Genomic DNA, 16209 nt, shown 5'->3' on the forward strand with positions numbered 1-16209 from the left:
CCGGTCGCTCGGGCGGCAACGGCGGCAGCGGCGCCGGTGCCGGTCGCTCCGGCGGCGCCGCGCGCCACCCCCACGCCGGCGGTCACTCGCGCGCCGCATCGTGCGCCGCCGGTGGGGGCCGCCGCCGCGGTCGCTCACCCGCCCGCGCGCCGGCGCCCCAGCAGGGCACGCGGGTCCGGAATCGACCGATGCCGTACCCTCGTGCACTCTCCGGACACGGCTCGGGTCAGGACCCGTCGCCCGCGTTCCGCGCCCGCAGGTATGCGGCGAGCTCGGCGCGTGTGAGGAAGCCGCGCTCCCACGGGGTGAGCTCCCCGGGCGGCGGGCATTCACGCCAGTGCTCGGGGGTGGTGTACGAGACGGCCGTGCCGTTGATGGTGGCGAGCGAATGCGTGTGGTCGATCACCTCGGTGACGCCCGCCCGGAACGCGCGGCGGGCCACATCCCGCCACTGCTGGTGCATGCACCAGGTCTCGACGGGGGACGTCGCATCGCGGCGCACCACGTAGATGCCGTCGGGATGCTCACCGAGCAGCTCGTACTCGATCTCGGTCGCCGCGTTCCGCGCGAGCCGCAGCTGGATCGGGTGCAGGGCGTGCCCGGCCTGCGACAGGATGCACGGGGGCAGGGTGGCGTCAGCCATGGTTCTCTCCTTCAGAGAATCCGTCCTTCCGCGCGCCGGTCGACGCGCGGCGGATCTTCCTCCAGGGGCACCGTGTCGGGACGCGGTTGCCAGCTGGCCGGCTGGAGGGCTTGAGGCCAGGCTTCGTGATCCACTCCCGACTGTAGCGGCCGACGCCGACATCGGGCTCGCGGGCCCGGGACCTCGCCGCCCTGCACCGGGACCTGCCTGGCACTAGCGTGATCTCCGTAGCGCCAGCACGGGGAGGCACCCATGAGCGACCAGCCTGAAGCCGCAGCACCGCACACCCACGAGAAGCGCGAGCACTGGTCCGGCCAGACCGCGTTCATCCTCGCCGCGATCGGCTCCGCGGTGGGTCTGGGCAACATCTGGCGCTTCCCCGGCGAGGCCTACGACAACGGCGGGGGAGCGTTCATGATCCCCTACGTGGTGGCCCTGCTCACCGCCGGCATCCCGATCCTGTTCCTCGAGAACGCGATCGGCCACCGCTTCCGTGGCTCGTCGCCGCTCGCGATGCGCCGCGTGCACAGGCGCGCGGAGGGCGTCGGCTGGTTCCACGTGGCCATCTGCTTCGTGATCGGCCTGTACTACACGGCCGTGATCGCCTGGGCGCTCAGCTACTTCTTCTTCAGCTTCACCCTGGCCTACAAGGACGACCCTGCGGGCTTCTTCACCGGCGAGTACCTCCAGCTGGGCGAGGCCGGCACCGTCAGCCTGAGCTTCGTGCCCCATGTCCTGATCCCCCTCGCGGCGATCTGGATCATCACCATCGTGGTGCTCGCGCTCGGCCTGCACAACGGCGTCGAGCGGCTCAACGTGATCGGCATCCCGCTGCTCGTGGCGACCTTCGGCATCCTCGTGGTGCGCGCGCTCACCCTGCCCGGCGCGGCGGACGGCATCGACGCGCTCTTCACCCCCGACTTCAGCGCGCTGACCGACCCGAACGTGTGGATCGCCGCCTACGGTCAGATCTTCTTCTCCCTCTCGCTCGCCTACGGCGTGATGCTGACCTACGCGTCGTACCGCCGTCGCCGCTCCAACATCACCTCGCCGGGCCTGGTGATCGCCTTCGGCAACAGCTCCTTCGAGGTCCTCGCGGGCATCGGCGTGTTCGCCACCGTCGGCTTCCTCGCGCACCAGCAGGACGTCCCCGTCGCGGAGCTCGACGGCCTCGCCGGGCCCATCCTGTCCTTCGTGACCTTCCCCGCGGTGATCGCGCAGATGCCGGGCGGGCCGTTGTTCGGAGCGCTGTTCTTCGGATCGCTGGTGGTCGCCGGGCTCACCTCGTTGATCTCCGTCATGCAGACCATCTCCGCGGCGCTGCAGGACAAGTTCGGCCTCCACCCGCGGGGCTCCGCGGTCGCGGTCGGCGTGGTCTCCGCGGTGCTGTCCATCATCGGCTTCGGCACCACCACGGGCCTGTACCTGCTCGACGTGGTGGACCAGTGGTCGAACCAGCTCGGGATCGTGGCCGGCGCCATCGCGATGATCGCGGCCGCCCTCTGGTTCGGGGGTCGCTCCCGCGAGCTGCAGCGGCACCTCAGCGCCGTGTCGACCCTCAAGCTCGGCACGTGGTGGCTGGTGCTGGTCAACGCCGTGTCCGTGCTGCTGATCTACATGTTCGCGACCAAGGCCGTCTCTCTCGCGCGCGACGGCTACGAGGGCTACCCCACGTCCTACCTGGCGATCTTCGGGTGGGGCACCGCGGCGTTCCTGCTGGCGGCGGCACTGGTGATGCCGTGGCTCAGGTGGCGGCGGGACATCGTGCACTTCCGGCCGTGGCCGACCCGTCAGCAGCTGGGGCTGCCGCCCGGGAGGGACGATGCGCCGGTCGAGGGGAGCGCGTCATGAGCGCCGCGGCGATGACCCTGATGGTCGTGGTGATGGTCGTGATCTGGGGCGGGCTGGTGGCCTCGATCATGTTCCTCAGCCGGCGACCGGAGGCCGCCGACATGCCACCCGGAGGCGAGGACACGCAGGTCCCGGACTGAGGTCCGGCGCAGCGCCGCCCCGTCAGGCCTGCAGCTCCTGGCCGACGTCCACGACCTCGCCGACCAGCCTCTCGATGACGTCCTCCAGCATCGCCGCGCCCAGCACCACACCCCCCTCGCCGCGCACCAGCGCGATGTGGGTGCCGCGTGCCTGCATGCGCCCGAGCGCCTGCTCGAGCGACGACCCGGAGGGGATCGACGTGAGCGGACGCACCGCATCGTCCGGGATGGGCCGCGTGGCACCGCCGCGCGGCACCGTCGCGAAGTCCTTGAGGTGCAGGTAGCCGACGAGCTCGTCGCCGTCCGTGAGCGGGAAGCGGGAGAACCCGGTGCGCACGGTCGCCTGCTGCGCCTTCTGGGGCGTGACGTCGACGGGCAGCGTGATCAGCTCGTCCCGCGGCACCATGACCGAGTCGACGGTCTCGAAGCTGAGCGTGAGCGAGCCGTCGAGCACGCGCCGCTCCGCCTCGTCGAGCAGACCCTCCTGGTGCGACTCGGCGACCAGGCCGGCGACCTCCTCCGCGGAGAACGTGGTGGCGACCTCGTCGCGCGGCTCGACCCTCAGCACCTTGAGCCCCAGGTTCGCGAGCGCGTTCATCAGCCAGATCAGGGGCCGCAGGATCCACACCAGCCCGTACAGCGGGGGAGCGAGCAGCAGCGCCGCGCGCTCGGGGCCGGCGATGGCGATGTTCTTGGGCACCATCTCGCCGAGGATCATGTGCAGCGCCACCACCACGACCAGCGCGACGGCGAACGCGATGCCGTGCAGCCACGCGCCGGTGATCCCGATCGCCGCGAGCGGCTTCTCGAGCTGGTGGGCGACGGCGGGCTCGCCGATCGCACCCAGGCCCAGCGAGCAGGCGGTGATGCCCAGCTGTGCGCCGGCCATCATGAGCGACACCCGGTCCATGCCGCGCACGGTCACGCGAGCGGCCCACGAGCCCTCGGCAGCGCGCGGTTCGATCTGGGTGCGGCGGGCGGAGATGAGCGCGAACTCGGCGCCCACGAAGAAGGCGTTGCCCACGAGCAGCGCGATGGCGATGAGGATCGCGACCCAGTCAGCCACGGGACACCTCCTCGCCCTGCGCGTCGTCCTCGTCGTCGACCGCGACCACCTCGATGGCGACGCGGTCGACGCGGTGCCCGTCGAGGCGGGTCACCTCGATGCGGACCTGCACGGGGGTGGCGATGCCGTCCTCGTCACGGTTGGCCTCGTCGCGCGCGTCCAGCTCGACGGTGTCGCCCACCTCGGGGAAGCGCTCGAGGTGCTCCGTGAGCAGGCCCCCCAGCGTGTCCGACTCCCGCGCCTCGGGCAGCTCGAGTCCCATGAGCTCGCCCGCCTCGTCGGGTCGCAGCAGGCCCGACAGCGACCAGCGGCCGTCCTTGAGGCGTCGGTGGCGCCGCACGGGGCGGTCGTGCTCGTCCTCGATCTCGCCCACGATCTCCTCGACCAGGTCCTCGAGCGTCACCACGCCGTCGGTGCCGCCGTACTCGTCGACCACGACGGCGATCTGGGAGCCGGTGCGCAGCGCGTCGAGCACGGAGCTGAGCGGCATGGTCGACGGCACCGAGTCGATGGGGAGCAGGATCTCGGCCACCGTGGTCCTGCCACGCTGCCGCGCGGGCACGGCCAACGCGCGCTTGAAGTGCGCGACGCCCACCACATCGTCCACGTCCTCCCCGGTGACGGGGAAGCGGGCGTGGCCGGTGCGGGACGCGATCTCGAGCACCTCCGACACCGGCGCGTCGGCCTCGAGGAAGTGGACGCGGGTGCGCGGAGTCATCGCATCGGACGCCGACCTCTCACCCATCTCGGCGGCACGCGCGAGGCGGCGGGCCACCCTCGGCTCGAGGTCCCCGGACTCCGCGGAGCGCTCCGCGAGCGAGTGCAGCTCCTGCGCGGAGCGCGCCGACGCGAGCTCCTCGCGGGGTTCGATGCCGAGCGCCCGCACGATCCGGTTGGCGCTGCCGTTCAGCACGCGGATCAGCGGTCCGGCGAACCAGGTGAACGCGCGCTGGGGTCCCGCGACGGCTCGGCCCACCCGCAGCGGCTCGGCGATCGCCCAGTTCTTGGGGATGAGCTCGCCCGCGACCATCTGCGTGATGGTCGCCAGCAGGAAGGCGGCCGTCAACGAGGCGGCGGTCGCCGTGCCTGCGGGCAGGCCGGCGGACTCCAGCGGGCCGCGCAGCAGCGTCGCGATGGAGGGCTCGGCGATGAATCCGACCAGCAGGCTGGTCACGGTGATGCCCAGCTGCGCGCCCGACAGCTCCGTGGAGAGCCGCTTGAGGGCGGCCTGCAACGATGCGGCGCGACGGTCGCCGCCCTCGGCGGCCTTCTTGACGGTCGGGCGGTCGACGGTGACGAACGCGAACTCGGCCGCGACGAACAGCGCGTTCGCCGCGATGAGGATCAGCGCCAGCAGGAGCAGCAGCCACGCGGCGGTCATGCTCGACCTCTCCGGGGACGGGGCGCGCGGGCGCGCGAGCGGTGGGCGGGGGCTGGCGCCGGCGGGAGCCCCCGCCCACCGGGCCGGCGCCCCTGACTATGACCGTCGGACATGGCCTCAGATCCTAGACGATCCCGCCCGCCGCGCCTCAGGCGACCCTGAGCACGGCCTCGACGTCGAGGCGGTCCGCAGACGCCCCCGCCGCGATCGTGTACGTCCCCGGCTGCACGCGCAACGCCCCCTCGTGGAGCCAGTCGGACGGCGCACCCTCGAGGCGCAGCTCGTCGTCCCACACCGCGAGCCGGTCGACCGCGAACGTCAGCTCGACCTCCCTGGTCTCGCCGGGCTCGAGGCGGACACGCCGGTAGGCGAGCAGCAGGCGCAGCGGGGTCGGGATGCGCGTCGTGCCGTCGCCGACCGCGTAGACCTGCACCAGCTCCTCGGCGGCGCGGGCGCCGCCGTTGCGGACCGTGACGGTCGCGGTGACGGTGGTCTCGTCGGACCGGGGCGTGAGCGCAGGGTGACGATGCGTGGGCGCGGGAGCGGCCACCTCGCCCTCCGACAGGGTCACGCCGGCGTAGGTCACCTCGCCGTACGTGCAGCCGTGGCCGAAGGCGAAGGCCATCGGCGCGGGCTGGTGCCGGTACGTGGCCTGCTGGCGCAGCGTGTCGTAGTCGAACAGGTCGCCCGCCTGGTCAGGGTGCGCCGGCCACGACTGCGCGAGGCGGCCGGTGGGCTCGACGTCGCCGGCGAGCACGTCGACCAGGCCGCGGCCGAGCTCCTGGCCGCCGTGGCTCGACCACACCACGGTCGGGGCGTCCGCGACGCCTTCGCCCAGCACGTACGGGAAGCTCGACACGACGGCGAGGACGGTGCGGGGGTTGGCCTCCCGTGCGGTGCGGTAGACCTCGGCGGCGGCCTCGGGCAGGTACAGGTGCGGCCGGTCCTCGGTCTCGCGTCCGGCCAGGTGCGGGTCGTTGCCCACCGCGACGATCACGGCGTCCGCGGATGCGGCGGCGGTCGCCACCGCCTCCGCGCCCGAGCGGACCACGCGCGCCGTGAACCGCTCGGCCGCGTCGAGCGTGACGGCGTCCGCGGAGACCAGGCCGGCCTCGCGCATCACGCGCAGCCAGCGGCCCGAGCCGAGGTGCAGCAGCGACCAGGTGCCGTCGGCATGGGTGACGCGGCGGAAGCTCTCCTGGGCGACCCAGCCGCCGACGCGCTCGGCGTCGGCGCGGACGGGCCAGTGCCCGCCGGTGAGCAGCAGGCCGCTCGCGTGGGAGCGCAGCGTGAGGACCCCGTCGCCCCAGTCGGTGATGTCGAACAGCGCGGCATCGCCCGCCGCGTCGGCGTCCGCGATCACGGTGGCGCCGTCGGCGCTCGCGGTCACATAGCGGCCGGACGATGCGGCGCGCAGGGCCACGGTGTCGGCGCCCGTGGCGACCTCCACGGCGGCGTCGGGGAAGCGCTCGGCGAGCGCGCCCGCGATGGTCGACTTGTAGGGCGGGGTGCCGGCATACCAGTCGGTGAGGATGTCGTCCGCGAGCGGCCCCACCACCGCGACCCTGGTCGGCGCGGCGAGGGGCAGGACCTTCGCATCGTTCCGCAGCACCACGACGGAGCGCGCCACGGCCTCGCGCGCGAGCTCGCGCGAGGCGGGCAGGTCGATGTCCTCGGCGGTGATCCCGGCGTAGGGGTCGGCGTCGCCGTCGAGCTCGCCCGTGCGCACGCGCAGCTCGAGCAGGCGCAGCACGGCCGCGTCGACCTCCGCCATGGTGAGCAGCCCCTGGTCGAGCGCGGCCGTGATCTGATCGATGGTGGGCTGCGAGTTCGCGTCGTTGTCGGTGAACGAGTCGAGTCCCGCGCGGACCAGGGCGGCCGCGCCGTGGACGAAGTCGGGCTCCTCGCGCTGGGTGGTCACCAGGAAGGTCGGCGCGGCGGCGTCGGACACGACCGCGATGGACCCGGGCGCCCAGGAGCGCGCCACGGAGACGAGCTCCGGCTGCGTGTGCGCGGCCTTCCCGTTCACGCGGTTGTAGGCGAGCATCATCCCGCCCGCGGCGCCCGTCTCGAGCGCGCACCGGAACGCCGGCAGCTCCTCCTCGTGAAGCGTGCGCAGCGACATCTCGGAGCTGGTCACGGAGCGGTCCGACTCGTTGGAGTAGCCCAGGAAGTGCTTGAGCGCGGGCACGGTGCGCCAGACGCGCTCGTGGTCGCCGCGCAGGCCGCGCGCGTACGCGGCGCCCATCTCGCCCGTGAGGTGCGGGTCCTCCGAGTAGCCCTCCTCGTTGCGACCCCACAGCGGGTGACGCAGCGTGTTCACCACGGGCGCCCACACGTTGAGGCTCACGGACGCCTTCTCCGCACGCTTGGCGCGCACCTCGGTCGCGGCGACCGCGCCCACGCGCTCCACCAGGTCCAGGTCCCACGTCGCCGCGAGGCCCACGGGCTGCGGGAACACGGTCGCCGTGCCCATCCAGGCCGCGCCGTGCAGCGCCTCGCAGCCGGTGTGGAACTCGCCCAGCCCGAGCCGCTCGACGGGCTGCACCACCTGGTGCAGCATCGCGATCCGCTCCTCGGGCGTCAGGCGGTCCAGCAGGTCCTGGGCGCGCTCCGCGACGCTCAGGTCGATGCGGCGGTAGCGAGGGGTCTCCTCGGTCACGGGGTCTCTCCTTCGATGAGAACGATGGTCTGGCCGGGTGCGAGCACCGCGGCTCCCTCCAGCACCTCGCCGGAGAGCAGGTCACGGCCCGGGGTCGCGAGGGCCACGGTGGCCTCGGTGTCGCCGTGATTGAGCAGGAACAGGGCGTCGCCGCGGCGGACCGCCTCGACGTCGGCCGGCTTGCCGGGGACGATGCCGGAGACGCCCGCGGCGTCGAGCGCCTCGGTGAGCAGGGCGTCCAGCGCGCTGTCGCCGAGCACCGCACCCACGTACCAGGCCGCGCCATCGCCGGCGCGGCGACGGGTGATCGCGGGCAGTCCCGCGAGGTGCCCGTGCCCGAAGGTGGCGAGCACCTCTGCGTCGTCGGCGCGCAGGCGCTCGCCCAGGATGCCGGCGGTGAGGCCTGCCGGAGCGGTGGGCCACGCGTCGGTCGCCGCCAGCGCGGTGTCGCCGTCCGGCAGGCATGCCCACTCCTCTCCGCTGGCGCCCAGCAGGTCGGCGATCCTCACGGGCGAGCGGCCGGTGAGGACGTGGCCGCGCTCGTCGGCGACACCCGAGTACGGCCCCACCACCACCGTGGCGCCCGCCGCGACGGCGGCGCGCAGCGTCTCCGCCGCATCGTCCCCGATCACGTAGCTGTGGGGCGCGAGCACGGCGCGGTAGCCGGAGAGGTCGGCGCCGGGACGGACGATGTCCACCGCGATGCCCGCGCGCCACAGCACCCGGTACCAGCGCGTCAGCTGCTCGACGGTGCGCAGGCGGGTCGTGAGCCCGCCGGGCTCCTCCGCCGCCCACCACGACGGCCAGTCGAAGAGCATCGCGACCTGCGCCTCGACGCGTCCGCCCGTGACCGGCGCGAGACGAGCCAGCCCCGCGCCGAGCTCGCAGACGGTGCGGAACACCTCGGAGTCGGCGCCGGCATGGGGGAGCATCGAGGAGTGGTGACGCTCGGAGCCGGCCGAGGCCTGGCGCCACTGGAAGAAGCAGACGCCGTCGGCTCCGCGGGCGACCGCCTGGTACGAGTCGAGCAGCCCGCGCTCGCGGCTCTTGGGCAGGTTGTGCGGGCGCCACGAGACGGCGTTGATCGCCTGCTCCATCAGCAGCCACGGCCGGCCGCCGCCCAGGGAGCGCATGAGGTCCTGAACCAGCGCGATGTCCGAGGGGGAGTGCGGGTCGCCGGGATCCGGGTACTGGTCGTCCGCGATCAGGTCGACCTGGTCCGCCCACGACCAGTAGTCGACGTGAGGGAAGAAGCCCATGAAGTTGGTCGTGATGGGCTGGGTCGCGCCGGCCTCGCGGATCGCGTCGCGCTGCTCGCTGTAGACGGCGAGCATCTGGTCCGAGCTGAACCGCCGGAAGTCGACGGCCTGGGTCGGGTTCATCACGTAGGGCGCGGCGCGCGGCGGCACGACGTCCTCGAAGCTCCGGTACCCCTGCGACCACACGGCCGTGCCCCAGTCGCGGTTAAGCGATTCGATGGAGCCGTACCTGTTCCGCAGCCAGATGCGGAACTCGCGGGCCGCCTCGTCGCCGTGGTCGACCTGGCCGTACTCGTTGCCCACGTGCCACATCCGCACCGCCGGGTGGGCGGCGTACCGGGCCGCCAGGTCCCGGGTGATCGCCAGCGCGGCGTCCCGGTACACGCGGGAGGAGGGGGAGAACTGGTTGCGGGATCCGGCGCTCATCCGGACCCCGTCGGCGGTCACCGCGAGGGTCTCCGGGTGGTCGATCCCCAGCCACGGCGGCGGGGACGCGGTCGGGGTGGCGAGGTCGACGGCGATGCCGTTGTCTGCCAGGAGGTTCAGCACCTCGTCCAGCCACTCGAAGGTGCGCTCTCCGGGGGCCGGCTCGAGGCTCGACCAGCTGAAGACCCCGACCGTCACCAGGTTCACGCCGGCCTCACGCATGAGGGCGACGTCCTGGTCCCACACCTCCCGCGGCCACTGCTCGGGGTTGTAGTCGCCGCCGAAGACGATGCGGCCGTCGAGGGCCACGGGGAACGGCCCGGAGGCGGGCGTCGGGACCTGGTGCGTCATGGGTGGTTCAACCTCGTCGTCAAACTGTCGAAGCGCTTCAACACGGAGACCCTATACTACCCACATGACCGTGTCGACGCAGACCGATGACGTGCTGCACACCTTGCGCTACTCCACGCCCGCCGCGGGCTGGCTCGACGGCCTGCCCGTGGGCAACGGCCACCGCGGCGCCATGTGCGCCGGGCGTCCGCTCACCGAGACCCTGTGGCTCAACGACGTGACCGCGTGGTCCGGCCCGTACCCCGGCGGCGCGCTCGCCGGGATCGCGCCGGAGGTGCGCGGCCCCGAGCACCTCGCGCTCATCCGCGCCGCGATCGCCGCGGGCGACCACGCGGAGGCGGAGCGGCTGGTGCAGGAGCAGCAGGCACCGTGGGCGCAGGCGTACCTCCCGCTGGGCACCCTCACGCTCGAGGTCACCGGCGTCGACGGCGCGGCGCTCGGCGGCGAGGTCGCGGACCTCGAGCGCGAGCTCGACCTTCGCAGCGGCGTCGCCGAGCACTCGTACCGTGTCGGGGGCGTCGCGGTCCGGCACCGCACGTGGGGCGACCGGCCGTCCGGGGCGATCGTCCACCACGTCACCGCGGACGTGCCCGTCGAGGTGCGGGCGAGCCTGTCCGGCCTGCTGCGCCCGCGGGGCGACGACCACGACGTGGCCGGCGCGCTGGTCCGGGAGGTCCACCTTCCGGTGGATGTCGCGCCCGGTCACGAGCAGCCGGCCGAGCCCGTGGTGTACGACCTCGTGTCGGGCCGCGTGGGCGCCGTCGCGGTGCGCGGCGGCGCCGGCGCGCGGGTGCTGGACGGCTCGCTCGTGTCGGAGGCCGCGACGGAGCACGTGATCGTGGTCGGCACCGCGACCGCGGACGCCGGCGGCGACGCCGCGGACGCCGCACGCGCCGTGACCGACGCGGCGAGCGCGCCCGCTCGCGTGCTGCTCGCCGCGCATCGGGCCGCCCACGCCGAGCTGTACGAGCGCTGCGCCCTCCACCTGTGGTCGCCCGCGGACGCCGGAGCGCTCGACACGGATGCCCGCGTCGCGCAGGCGCTCACCCGGGAGGACCCGGGCCTGGTCGCGCTCGCGTTCCACTACGGGCGGTACCTGCTCATCGCATCGTCCGCCCCGGGCGGGCTGCCCGCCAACCTGCAGGGGCTGTGGAACGCGGAGCTGCCGGGGCCGTGGTCGAGCGCCTACACGATCAACATCAACCTGCAGATGGCCTACTGGCACGCGGAGACCGCGAACCTGGCCGAATGCCACGAGCCGCTCCTCGACTTCGTGGCGCGCCTCGCGTCCGGTCCCGGCCGCGAGGTCGCGCGCGAGCTGTACGGGGCGGACGGCTGGGTCGCGCACCACAACTCCGACGCCTGGGGCTTCGCGGCGCCGGTCGGGGACGGCCACGGCGACCCCGCGTGGGCGTTCTGGCCCCTCGGAGGCGTGTGGCTCGCGCTGCACCTGTGGGACCAGTACGCCTTCGGAGGCGACGTGACGCGGCTGCGCGAGCGCGCCTGGCCGGTGCTCGAGGGCGCCGGAGCCTTCGCGCTGTCGTGGATCCAGGGGGATGAGGGTGGCGCCTGGACCAGCCCGTCGACGTCGCCCGAGAACCACTTCCTCGACGCCGAAGGCGCCGAGCACTCCGTCACCACCTCGGCGACCATGGACGTCGCGCTGCTGCGCGAACTCGGCGCCGTGTGCGCGGCGGCGGCGCGCGAGCTCGGGCTCGAGCCCGCGTGGGTGCGGCGCCTGACCGCGCTCACCGCCGCGCTGCCCGACCCTGTGATCGGCGAGGACGGCCGCATCCTCGAGTGGGACCGGCCGTTCGACGAGCCCGAGCCCCTGCATCGTCACCTCTCCCACCTGGTGGGCCTCTTCCCGTACGCGCAGATCACGCCGGACGGCACGCCCGAGCTCGCGGCGGCGGCGGAGGCCTCGATCCTCGCCCGCGGCCCCGAGTCGACCGGCTGGGCGCTGGCGTGGCGGACCTCGATGTGGGCGCGTCTGCGGGACGGCGCGCGGGTCGAGGGTCAGCTGCGGCTGGCCCTGCGCCCGGCCGAGGAGCACGGTGCCGAGCATCGGGGTGGCGTCTACGCGAACCTCCTGAGCGCCCACCCGCCGTTCCAGATCGACGGGAACATGGGACTGACCGCGGGCGTCGCCGAGTCCCTGCTGCAGTCGCACGGCGGCGTCCTCCGGCTGCTGCCCGCCCTCCCGCCGGGGTGGCGCAACGGTGCCGTGCGCGGGCTGCGTGCCCGCGGGGGAGTGACGGTGGACCTCGAGTGGCGCGGCGGGCTGCTGACCCGGGCCGTGCTCCACAGCGACGCCCGCGCGGCGACCGTGACCGTCGCGACGCCGGACGGCGCCGAGGTCGAGCACCGCATCGTCCCCGGCAACCCGTCGGTGATCGTCGGCGAGGGGGCCCACGCATGGTGACCATCAGCGACGTCGCCCGCGAGGCGGGCGTCTCGACCTCGACCGTGTCCTACGTCATGAGCGGGAAGCGCGCGATCTCCGCCGACACCAGGGGCCGGGTGCAGGCGGCCATCGCACGGCTCGGCTACCGGCCGCACGCGGGGGCCCGGTCCCTCGCGTCCCGCTCGACCCGGGTGATCGGGCTCCAGGCGCCGCTGCGCACCGGAGTCGACGTGCCCGTGATCATGCAGGTGGTCGCGGGCGTCGTGCAGCGCGCGCGGGTCCACGGCTACGACATCCTCCTGCTGTCCAGCGACGAGGCGGAGGGGCTCGCCCGCGCCTCGCGCGGCTCGATGGTGGACGCCCTGCTCATCATGGACGTCGAGTCCGAGGACGCGCGCCTCGCGACCATCGCGGAGCTCGACCAGCCCTCGGTGCTCATCGGGCTGCCCGCTGGGCGGCGGTCGATCCCGTGCATCGACTTCGACTTCGAGGCCGCGGGCTGGCTCGCGGTCGACCGGCTGGTCGGGCTGGGCCACACGCGGCTCGCGCTGTTCGGCGCGCCGGAGGCCGTGATGGAGCGGCACACGTCGTACGCGGACCGCCTGATCCGGGGCTTCCTGGAGGCATGCGAGGCGCGCGGCGTGGAGGGCTCGACCCACCCGATCCCGGACTCTGCGGAGGCGTTGGCCGAGGTCGACGCGGTCCTGACCGCCGACCCCGGCATCACCGGGATCCTGGTGCACAACGACGGCGCCCTGCCGTTCATCGCCGACCGCATCCGCGCCCACGTGCCGAGCGCGACGGCGCCCGACTGCCTGGCACTCACGTCTCGCGAGGGGGCGCTGCGGGCTCACGGGCTGACCGACACCATCGCGGTGCCGGCGGAGGCCCTGGGCGAGTCCGCCGCGGAGATGATCTGCGCGATGCTCGCCGGGGGAGCGCACCCGTCCGTCCAGCTGCTGCCCCCCGAGCTCGCGGTGGGCGAGCCGTCACGTGCCAGGATCGACTCATGAACATCGACCCGGAGAGCAGGTCCGTGCAGGGGCTGACGATGTTCCTGCATTTCGTCGCCCTCAACGTGCTTTTCATCGTGCTGTGCATCCCCGTGGTGACCATCGGTGCCGCGACCTCGGCGCTGCTCGAGGTGATGATCAAGTACTCCGACGACGAGCGGGGGCGTCCCCTCGAGGACTTCCTGCCGGCGTTCAAGCGCAACTTCCGGCCCGCGACCGCGGTCTATCTCGCGCTGCTGGTGCCGTTCGTGCTGCTGACCTTCGCCGCCGTGTTCTGGTTCGCGCAGGAGACCACCGTCTCGACCATCCTGTCGCTGGTCGCGCTGCTGGTCGCCGCGTACCTGGTGGCGGCCTTCACGCACGGCATGGCGCTGGTCGCGCGGTACCGCAACACGTTCAGGCAGACCCTGCGCAACGCGCTGCTGCTGCCCGCCGCCGAGCCGGTCCGCACCATCGGCCTGCTGCTCATCCCGGCGACCGTCGCGTCGATCACGATGATCTTCCCGCCGTTCGCGTTCATCGTCCTCAGCATCGGGTTCGCGATGATGGCCTACGCCTCGGCGTTCCTGTACCGGAACATCTTCAGCCGTCACGCGTAGCCTGGACCGCCACGTCCTTCTCCCTCGGCTCCCCACACCCGCTGCGGGGAACTGACCGCCCCTCTCGGCGCATCGTCGCCTCCTGCGGGGAGACCACGGACCTCGCGCACGCTCAACGCGAGGCCAGCGCCGCCAGGATCTGCTCCGACGAGGGGCTGTTCGCCGGTCCTGCACCCGTCCGGTAGACCCGGCACGCGAGATGCGCCAGCGGTGGCGTGCCGGGGAACAGGTCCGTCCCGTCCACGAGGATGGTGGGCGAGCCGGCGAATCCGGCCGGGATCGACCCGGCGCCGACCCGCACCTCCTCGATCCGCGTCGCGGCGAGCCCAAGCGAGTCCAGCGCGGCGCGCAGACGGCTCGCGGCCCGCTCGTGCCCCGGGCAGTCGGCGATGTGCAGCAGCTCCACCCTCACCCTTCCAGTGTGCGCCGTTGGCCCCTCGACTCTCATGCGTCCTGTGAGGACATGAGTGCACGTTTCGACTCGAAACGTGCACTCATGTCCTCACAGCGCGCGAACCGGCGGGGGAGCGAGACGCGGAAGGCATCGTCCCCGGGCACGACGGAGGCCCCGGGGCATGCGCCCCGGGGCCTCCGTGTGATGACCGTCAGATCACTGGAACGCGGCGGTCACCGCGACGCGAGCGTCGTTCTGCATCTCGGCGTTTGCCATGTCGGTCTCGAGGACCTTCTCGTAGCCGAGGCCGTTGGCGGTGTCCTGCAGCTCCTTGAGCAGCGACTCGAACTGCGCCTCGTCGCTGGCGAAGACCATCTGCCAGGAGTACTGGATGACGATCGCCTTGATCTGGTTGCGGAGCGTCTCGACCTCCGACGAGTCGGTCGGGATGGTGAAGCTGGCGCCGGGGGCGACCAGGAGCTTGTCATTGGTGGAGAGGTAGTCCATCGTCGACGTGGCGTCGCCCATGTTGGCCGACCAGTCCTCGCTCAGCGGGGTGGCGGTCGCCTCCTGGTACGAGGGCCAGAAGGTGTAGCTGTAGGGGAAGCCGGTGTTCGGGTCCACGTCGATCGGGAGGACCGAGATGGTGTTGAGAGCGGAGACGCCGTCGAGGTAGTCGCCGCCGCCCCACTCCTCCGGGGTGGTGGCGCCGCCACCGAGGAACACCTCGTTGCCGAACTCGGTGAGCTCGGGCTCACCCGCGTCGTTGATGTCCCAGGTCAGGCCCTGCGGACCGGCGGAGCCCAGCGTCTGCGCGGAGTTCGCGTACGCGCCCTCCGGCGAGTACAGCCAGTCCACGAAGGCCGCGATGCGCTCGGGGTCCTCGGCCTTGGAGCCGATCGCGAAGACCTGCTTGCCGCCGTAGGCCTCGGCGCCGTAGGAGAACACCTCCATGTCGTCGACCGGGGCGATCTCGAAGCCCTTGCCGGCGGCCATGTTGTCCTCGGTGTTGTACGCGGTCTGCGCGAGCCACGGCCACCACGCGAACAGCACCTGGCCGTTCTGGAACTTCGAGTACAGGGTGTCGTAGTTCTGGGTGGTCGACTCGGGGTCCACCAGGCCCATCTGGTTGGCGTCGAAGTACAGGCGCAGGCTGCGGACGTACTCGGAGTCGGAGTCGAGGATCGACTGGTAGTCCGAGCCGTCGGCCTTCGCGAGCACGAAGCCGATCTCGTCGTAGCCGTAGAAGCAGGCGGGCTGCTTCGCGGTCACCATCATGTTGCCGTCCCAGTCCTTGAACAGGGAGAAGCCGTAGGTGGGCTGGCCGTTGTCGCCGGTCGGGTGGTCCTCCTGCATCTGCTTGAGGACGGGGAGGAGGTCCTCGAGGGTGTCGAGCGACGGGTAGCCCTGCTCCGCGTAGTAGTCCCAGCGGATGAACGGGCCGAACGTCGGGTTGAGGCCCTCGGAGGCGTCCGTCGGCATGAGGTGCGACACCGAGGTCGGGAACGCGTAGACGCCGCCGGACTCCGCGTTGAGGTTGTCCATCGCGGTGTCGAACTGCCCGACGTTCTCCATCAGCGGGTAGTACTCGGACATGTCGCCCACGAGCCCGCCCTGGATCAGCTCGTCGAGCTTCTGGCCCTTGTCCGTGACGATCAGGTCGCCCAGCTCGCCGGCCGCGACGCGCGTGTTGTAGAGGGTGTCACCACCACCGGCCACGTTCGGCGCGATGATGTTGAGGTTCATGTTGAACTTGTCCTTGACGATCTTCGCGAACCAGCCCTGCTGCATGCCCATGTAGTTCGCGAGACCGGCGAAGACGTCGATCGTGATCTCCTCGTCCCACGAGGTGGGGAAGGCTCCGGTCTCGGAGCCGGTCGCGGAGGTCGGGGTCTCCTCGGAGCCACCGCCCGAGGAGCACGATGCCAGCGCCCCTGCCGTCACCACCGCCGCGACGGCGAAGGCCGCGGTCGTCCTAGTCAGCTTCATTGCTTTCCTTTCTGATGGTTTCGAGCGA

12 protein-coding genes and 1 riboswitch are annotated in these 16209 nt (G+C 72.6%); of the genes, 5 read left to right on the plus strand and 7 right to left on the minus strand.

The window, feature by feature from the left end; translation table 11 throughout:
• Positions 1 to 226: 226 nt before the first annotated feature.
• Complete coding sequence (locus tag QQX13_RS13080; RefSeq protein ID WP_301118310.1) at positions 227 to 643, minus strand: hypothetical protein; 417 nt, start codon at positions 641 to 643, stop codon at positions 227 to 229.
• Between the two features lie 17 nt (positions 644 to 660).
• Positions 661 to 774, minus strand: a riboswitch (SAM riboswitch).
• Positions 775 to 895: 121 nt separating this feature from the next.
• Between QQX13_RS13080 and QQX13_RS13085 the strand changes: the two genes are divergently transcribed.
• Together QQX13_RS13085 and QQX13_RS13090 are read left to right on the plus strand one after the other, a co-directional pair.
• On the plus strand, positions 896 to 2494 hold the full coding sequence (locus tag QQX13_RS13085) for a sodium-dependent transporter (protein WP_301118309.1): 1599 nt from the start codon (positions 896 to 898) through the stop codon (positions 2492 to 2494).
• The gene (locus tag QQX13_RS13090; RefSeq protein WP_301118308.1) at positions 2491 to 2634 is read left to right on the plus strand and encodes a methionine/alanine import family NSS transporter small subunit; all 144 of its coding nucleotides are present in this window, start codon (positions 2491 to 2493) and stop codon (positions 2632 to 2634) included. The genes QQX13_RS13085 and QQX13_RS13090 overlap by 4 nt, the downstream gene beginning before the upstream one ends.
• Before the next feature lie 22 nt (positions 2635 to 2656).
• On the opposite strand, the gene QQX13_RS13095 is transcribed toward QQX13_RS13090, so the two are convergent.
• The 4 genes from QQX13_RS13095 to QQX13_RS13110 all read right to left on the minus strand — a co-directional run bounded on the left by QQX13_RS13095 (position 2657) and on the right by QQX13_RS13110 (position 9779).
• Positions 2657 to 3700, minus strand: coding sequence for a hemolysin family protein (locus QQX13_RS13095; RefSeq protein ID WP_301118307.1), 1044 nt, complete (start codon positions 3698 to 3700; stop codon positions 2657 to 2659).
• Positions 3693 to 5081: a hemolysin family protein gene (locus QQX13_RS13100; RefSeq protein WP_301153606.1), complete on the minus strand. Its 1389-nt coding sequence runs from the start codon at positions 5079 to 5081 to the stop codon at positions 3693 to 3695. Before QQX13_RS13100 ends, QQX13_RS13095 begins: the two co-directional genes overlap by 8 nt.
• Before the next feature lie 148 nt (positions 5082 to 5229).
• Complete coding sequence (locus tag QQX13_RS13105) at positions 5230 to 7743, minus strand: glycoside hydrolase family 3 C-terminal domain-containing protein (protein ID WP_301153608.1); 2514 nt, start codon at positions 7741 to 7743, stop codon at positions 5230 to 5232.
• Positions 7740 to 9779 carry a beta-galactosidase gene (locus QQX13_RS13110; RefSeq protein ID WP_301153609.1) on the minus strand — a complete coding sequence of 680 codons (2040 nt, stop codon included), beginning with the start codon at positions 9777 to 9779 and terminating at the stop codon, positions 7740 to 7742. The genes QQX13_RS13105 and QQX13_RS13110 overlap by 4 nt, the downstream gene beginning before the upstream one ends.
• A gap of 64 nt (positions 9780 to 9843) precedes the next feature.
• On the opposite strand from QQX13_RS13110, the gene QQX13_RS13115 reads away from it, so the two are divergent.
• From QQX13_RS13115 to QQX13_RS13125, 3 genes are read left to right on the plus strand one after another with little or no spacing between them, the layout of a single operon-like run.
• Positions 9844 to 12204, plus strand: coding sequence for a glycosyl hydrolase family 95 catalytic domain-containing protein (locus QQX13_RS13115; RefSeq protein ID WP_301153610.1), 2361 nt, complete (start codon positions 9844 to 9846; stop codon positions 12202 to 12204).
• The gene (locus QQX13_RS13120; protein ID WP_301153612.1) at positions 12198 to 13199 is read left to right on the plus strand and encodes a LacI family DNA-binding transcriptional regulator; all 1002 of its coding nucleotides are present in this window, start codon (positions 12198 to 12200) and stop codon (positions 13197 to 13199) included. Before QQX13_RS13115 ends, QQX13_RS13120 begins: the two co-directional genes overlap by 7 nt.
• Positions 13196 to 13798, plus strand: a complete 603-nt coding sequence (locus QQX13_RS13125) for a YesL family protein (RefSeq protein WP_301118301.1) — start codon at positions 13196 to 13198, stop codon at positions 13796 to 13798. Before QQX13_RS13120 ends, QQX13_RS13125 begins: the two co-directional genes overlap by 4 nt.
• Before the next feature lie 112 nt (positions 13799 to 13910).
• Here QQX13_RS13125 and QQX13_RS13130 read toward each other — a convergent pair whose 3' ends face one another.
• Positions 13911 to 14210, minus strand: coding sequence for a hypothetical protein (locus QQX13_RS13130; RefSeq protein ID WP_301118300.1), 300 nt, complete (start codon positions 14208 to 14210; stop codon positions 13911 to 13913).
• Between the two features lie 198 nt (positions 14211 to 14408).
• Positions 14409 to 16181 carry an extracellular solute-binding protein gene (locus QQX13_RS13135; RefSeq protein WP_301118299.1) on the minus strand — a complete coding sequence of 591 codons (1773 nt, stop codon included), beginning with the start codon at positions 16179 to 16181 and terminating at the stop codon, positions 14409 to 14411.
• Positions 16182 to 16209 lie beyond the last annotated feature (28 nt).

The sequence above is a fragment of the Demequina lignilytica genome, assembly GCF_030418375.1.
Taxonomy (GTDB): domain Bacteria; phylum Actinomycetota; class Actinomycetes; order Actinomycetales; family Demequinaceae; genus Demequina; species Demequina lignilytica.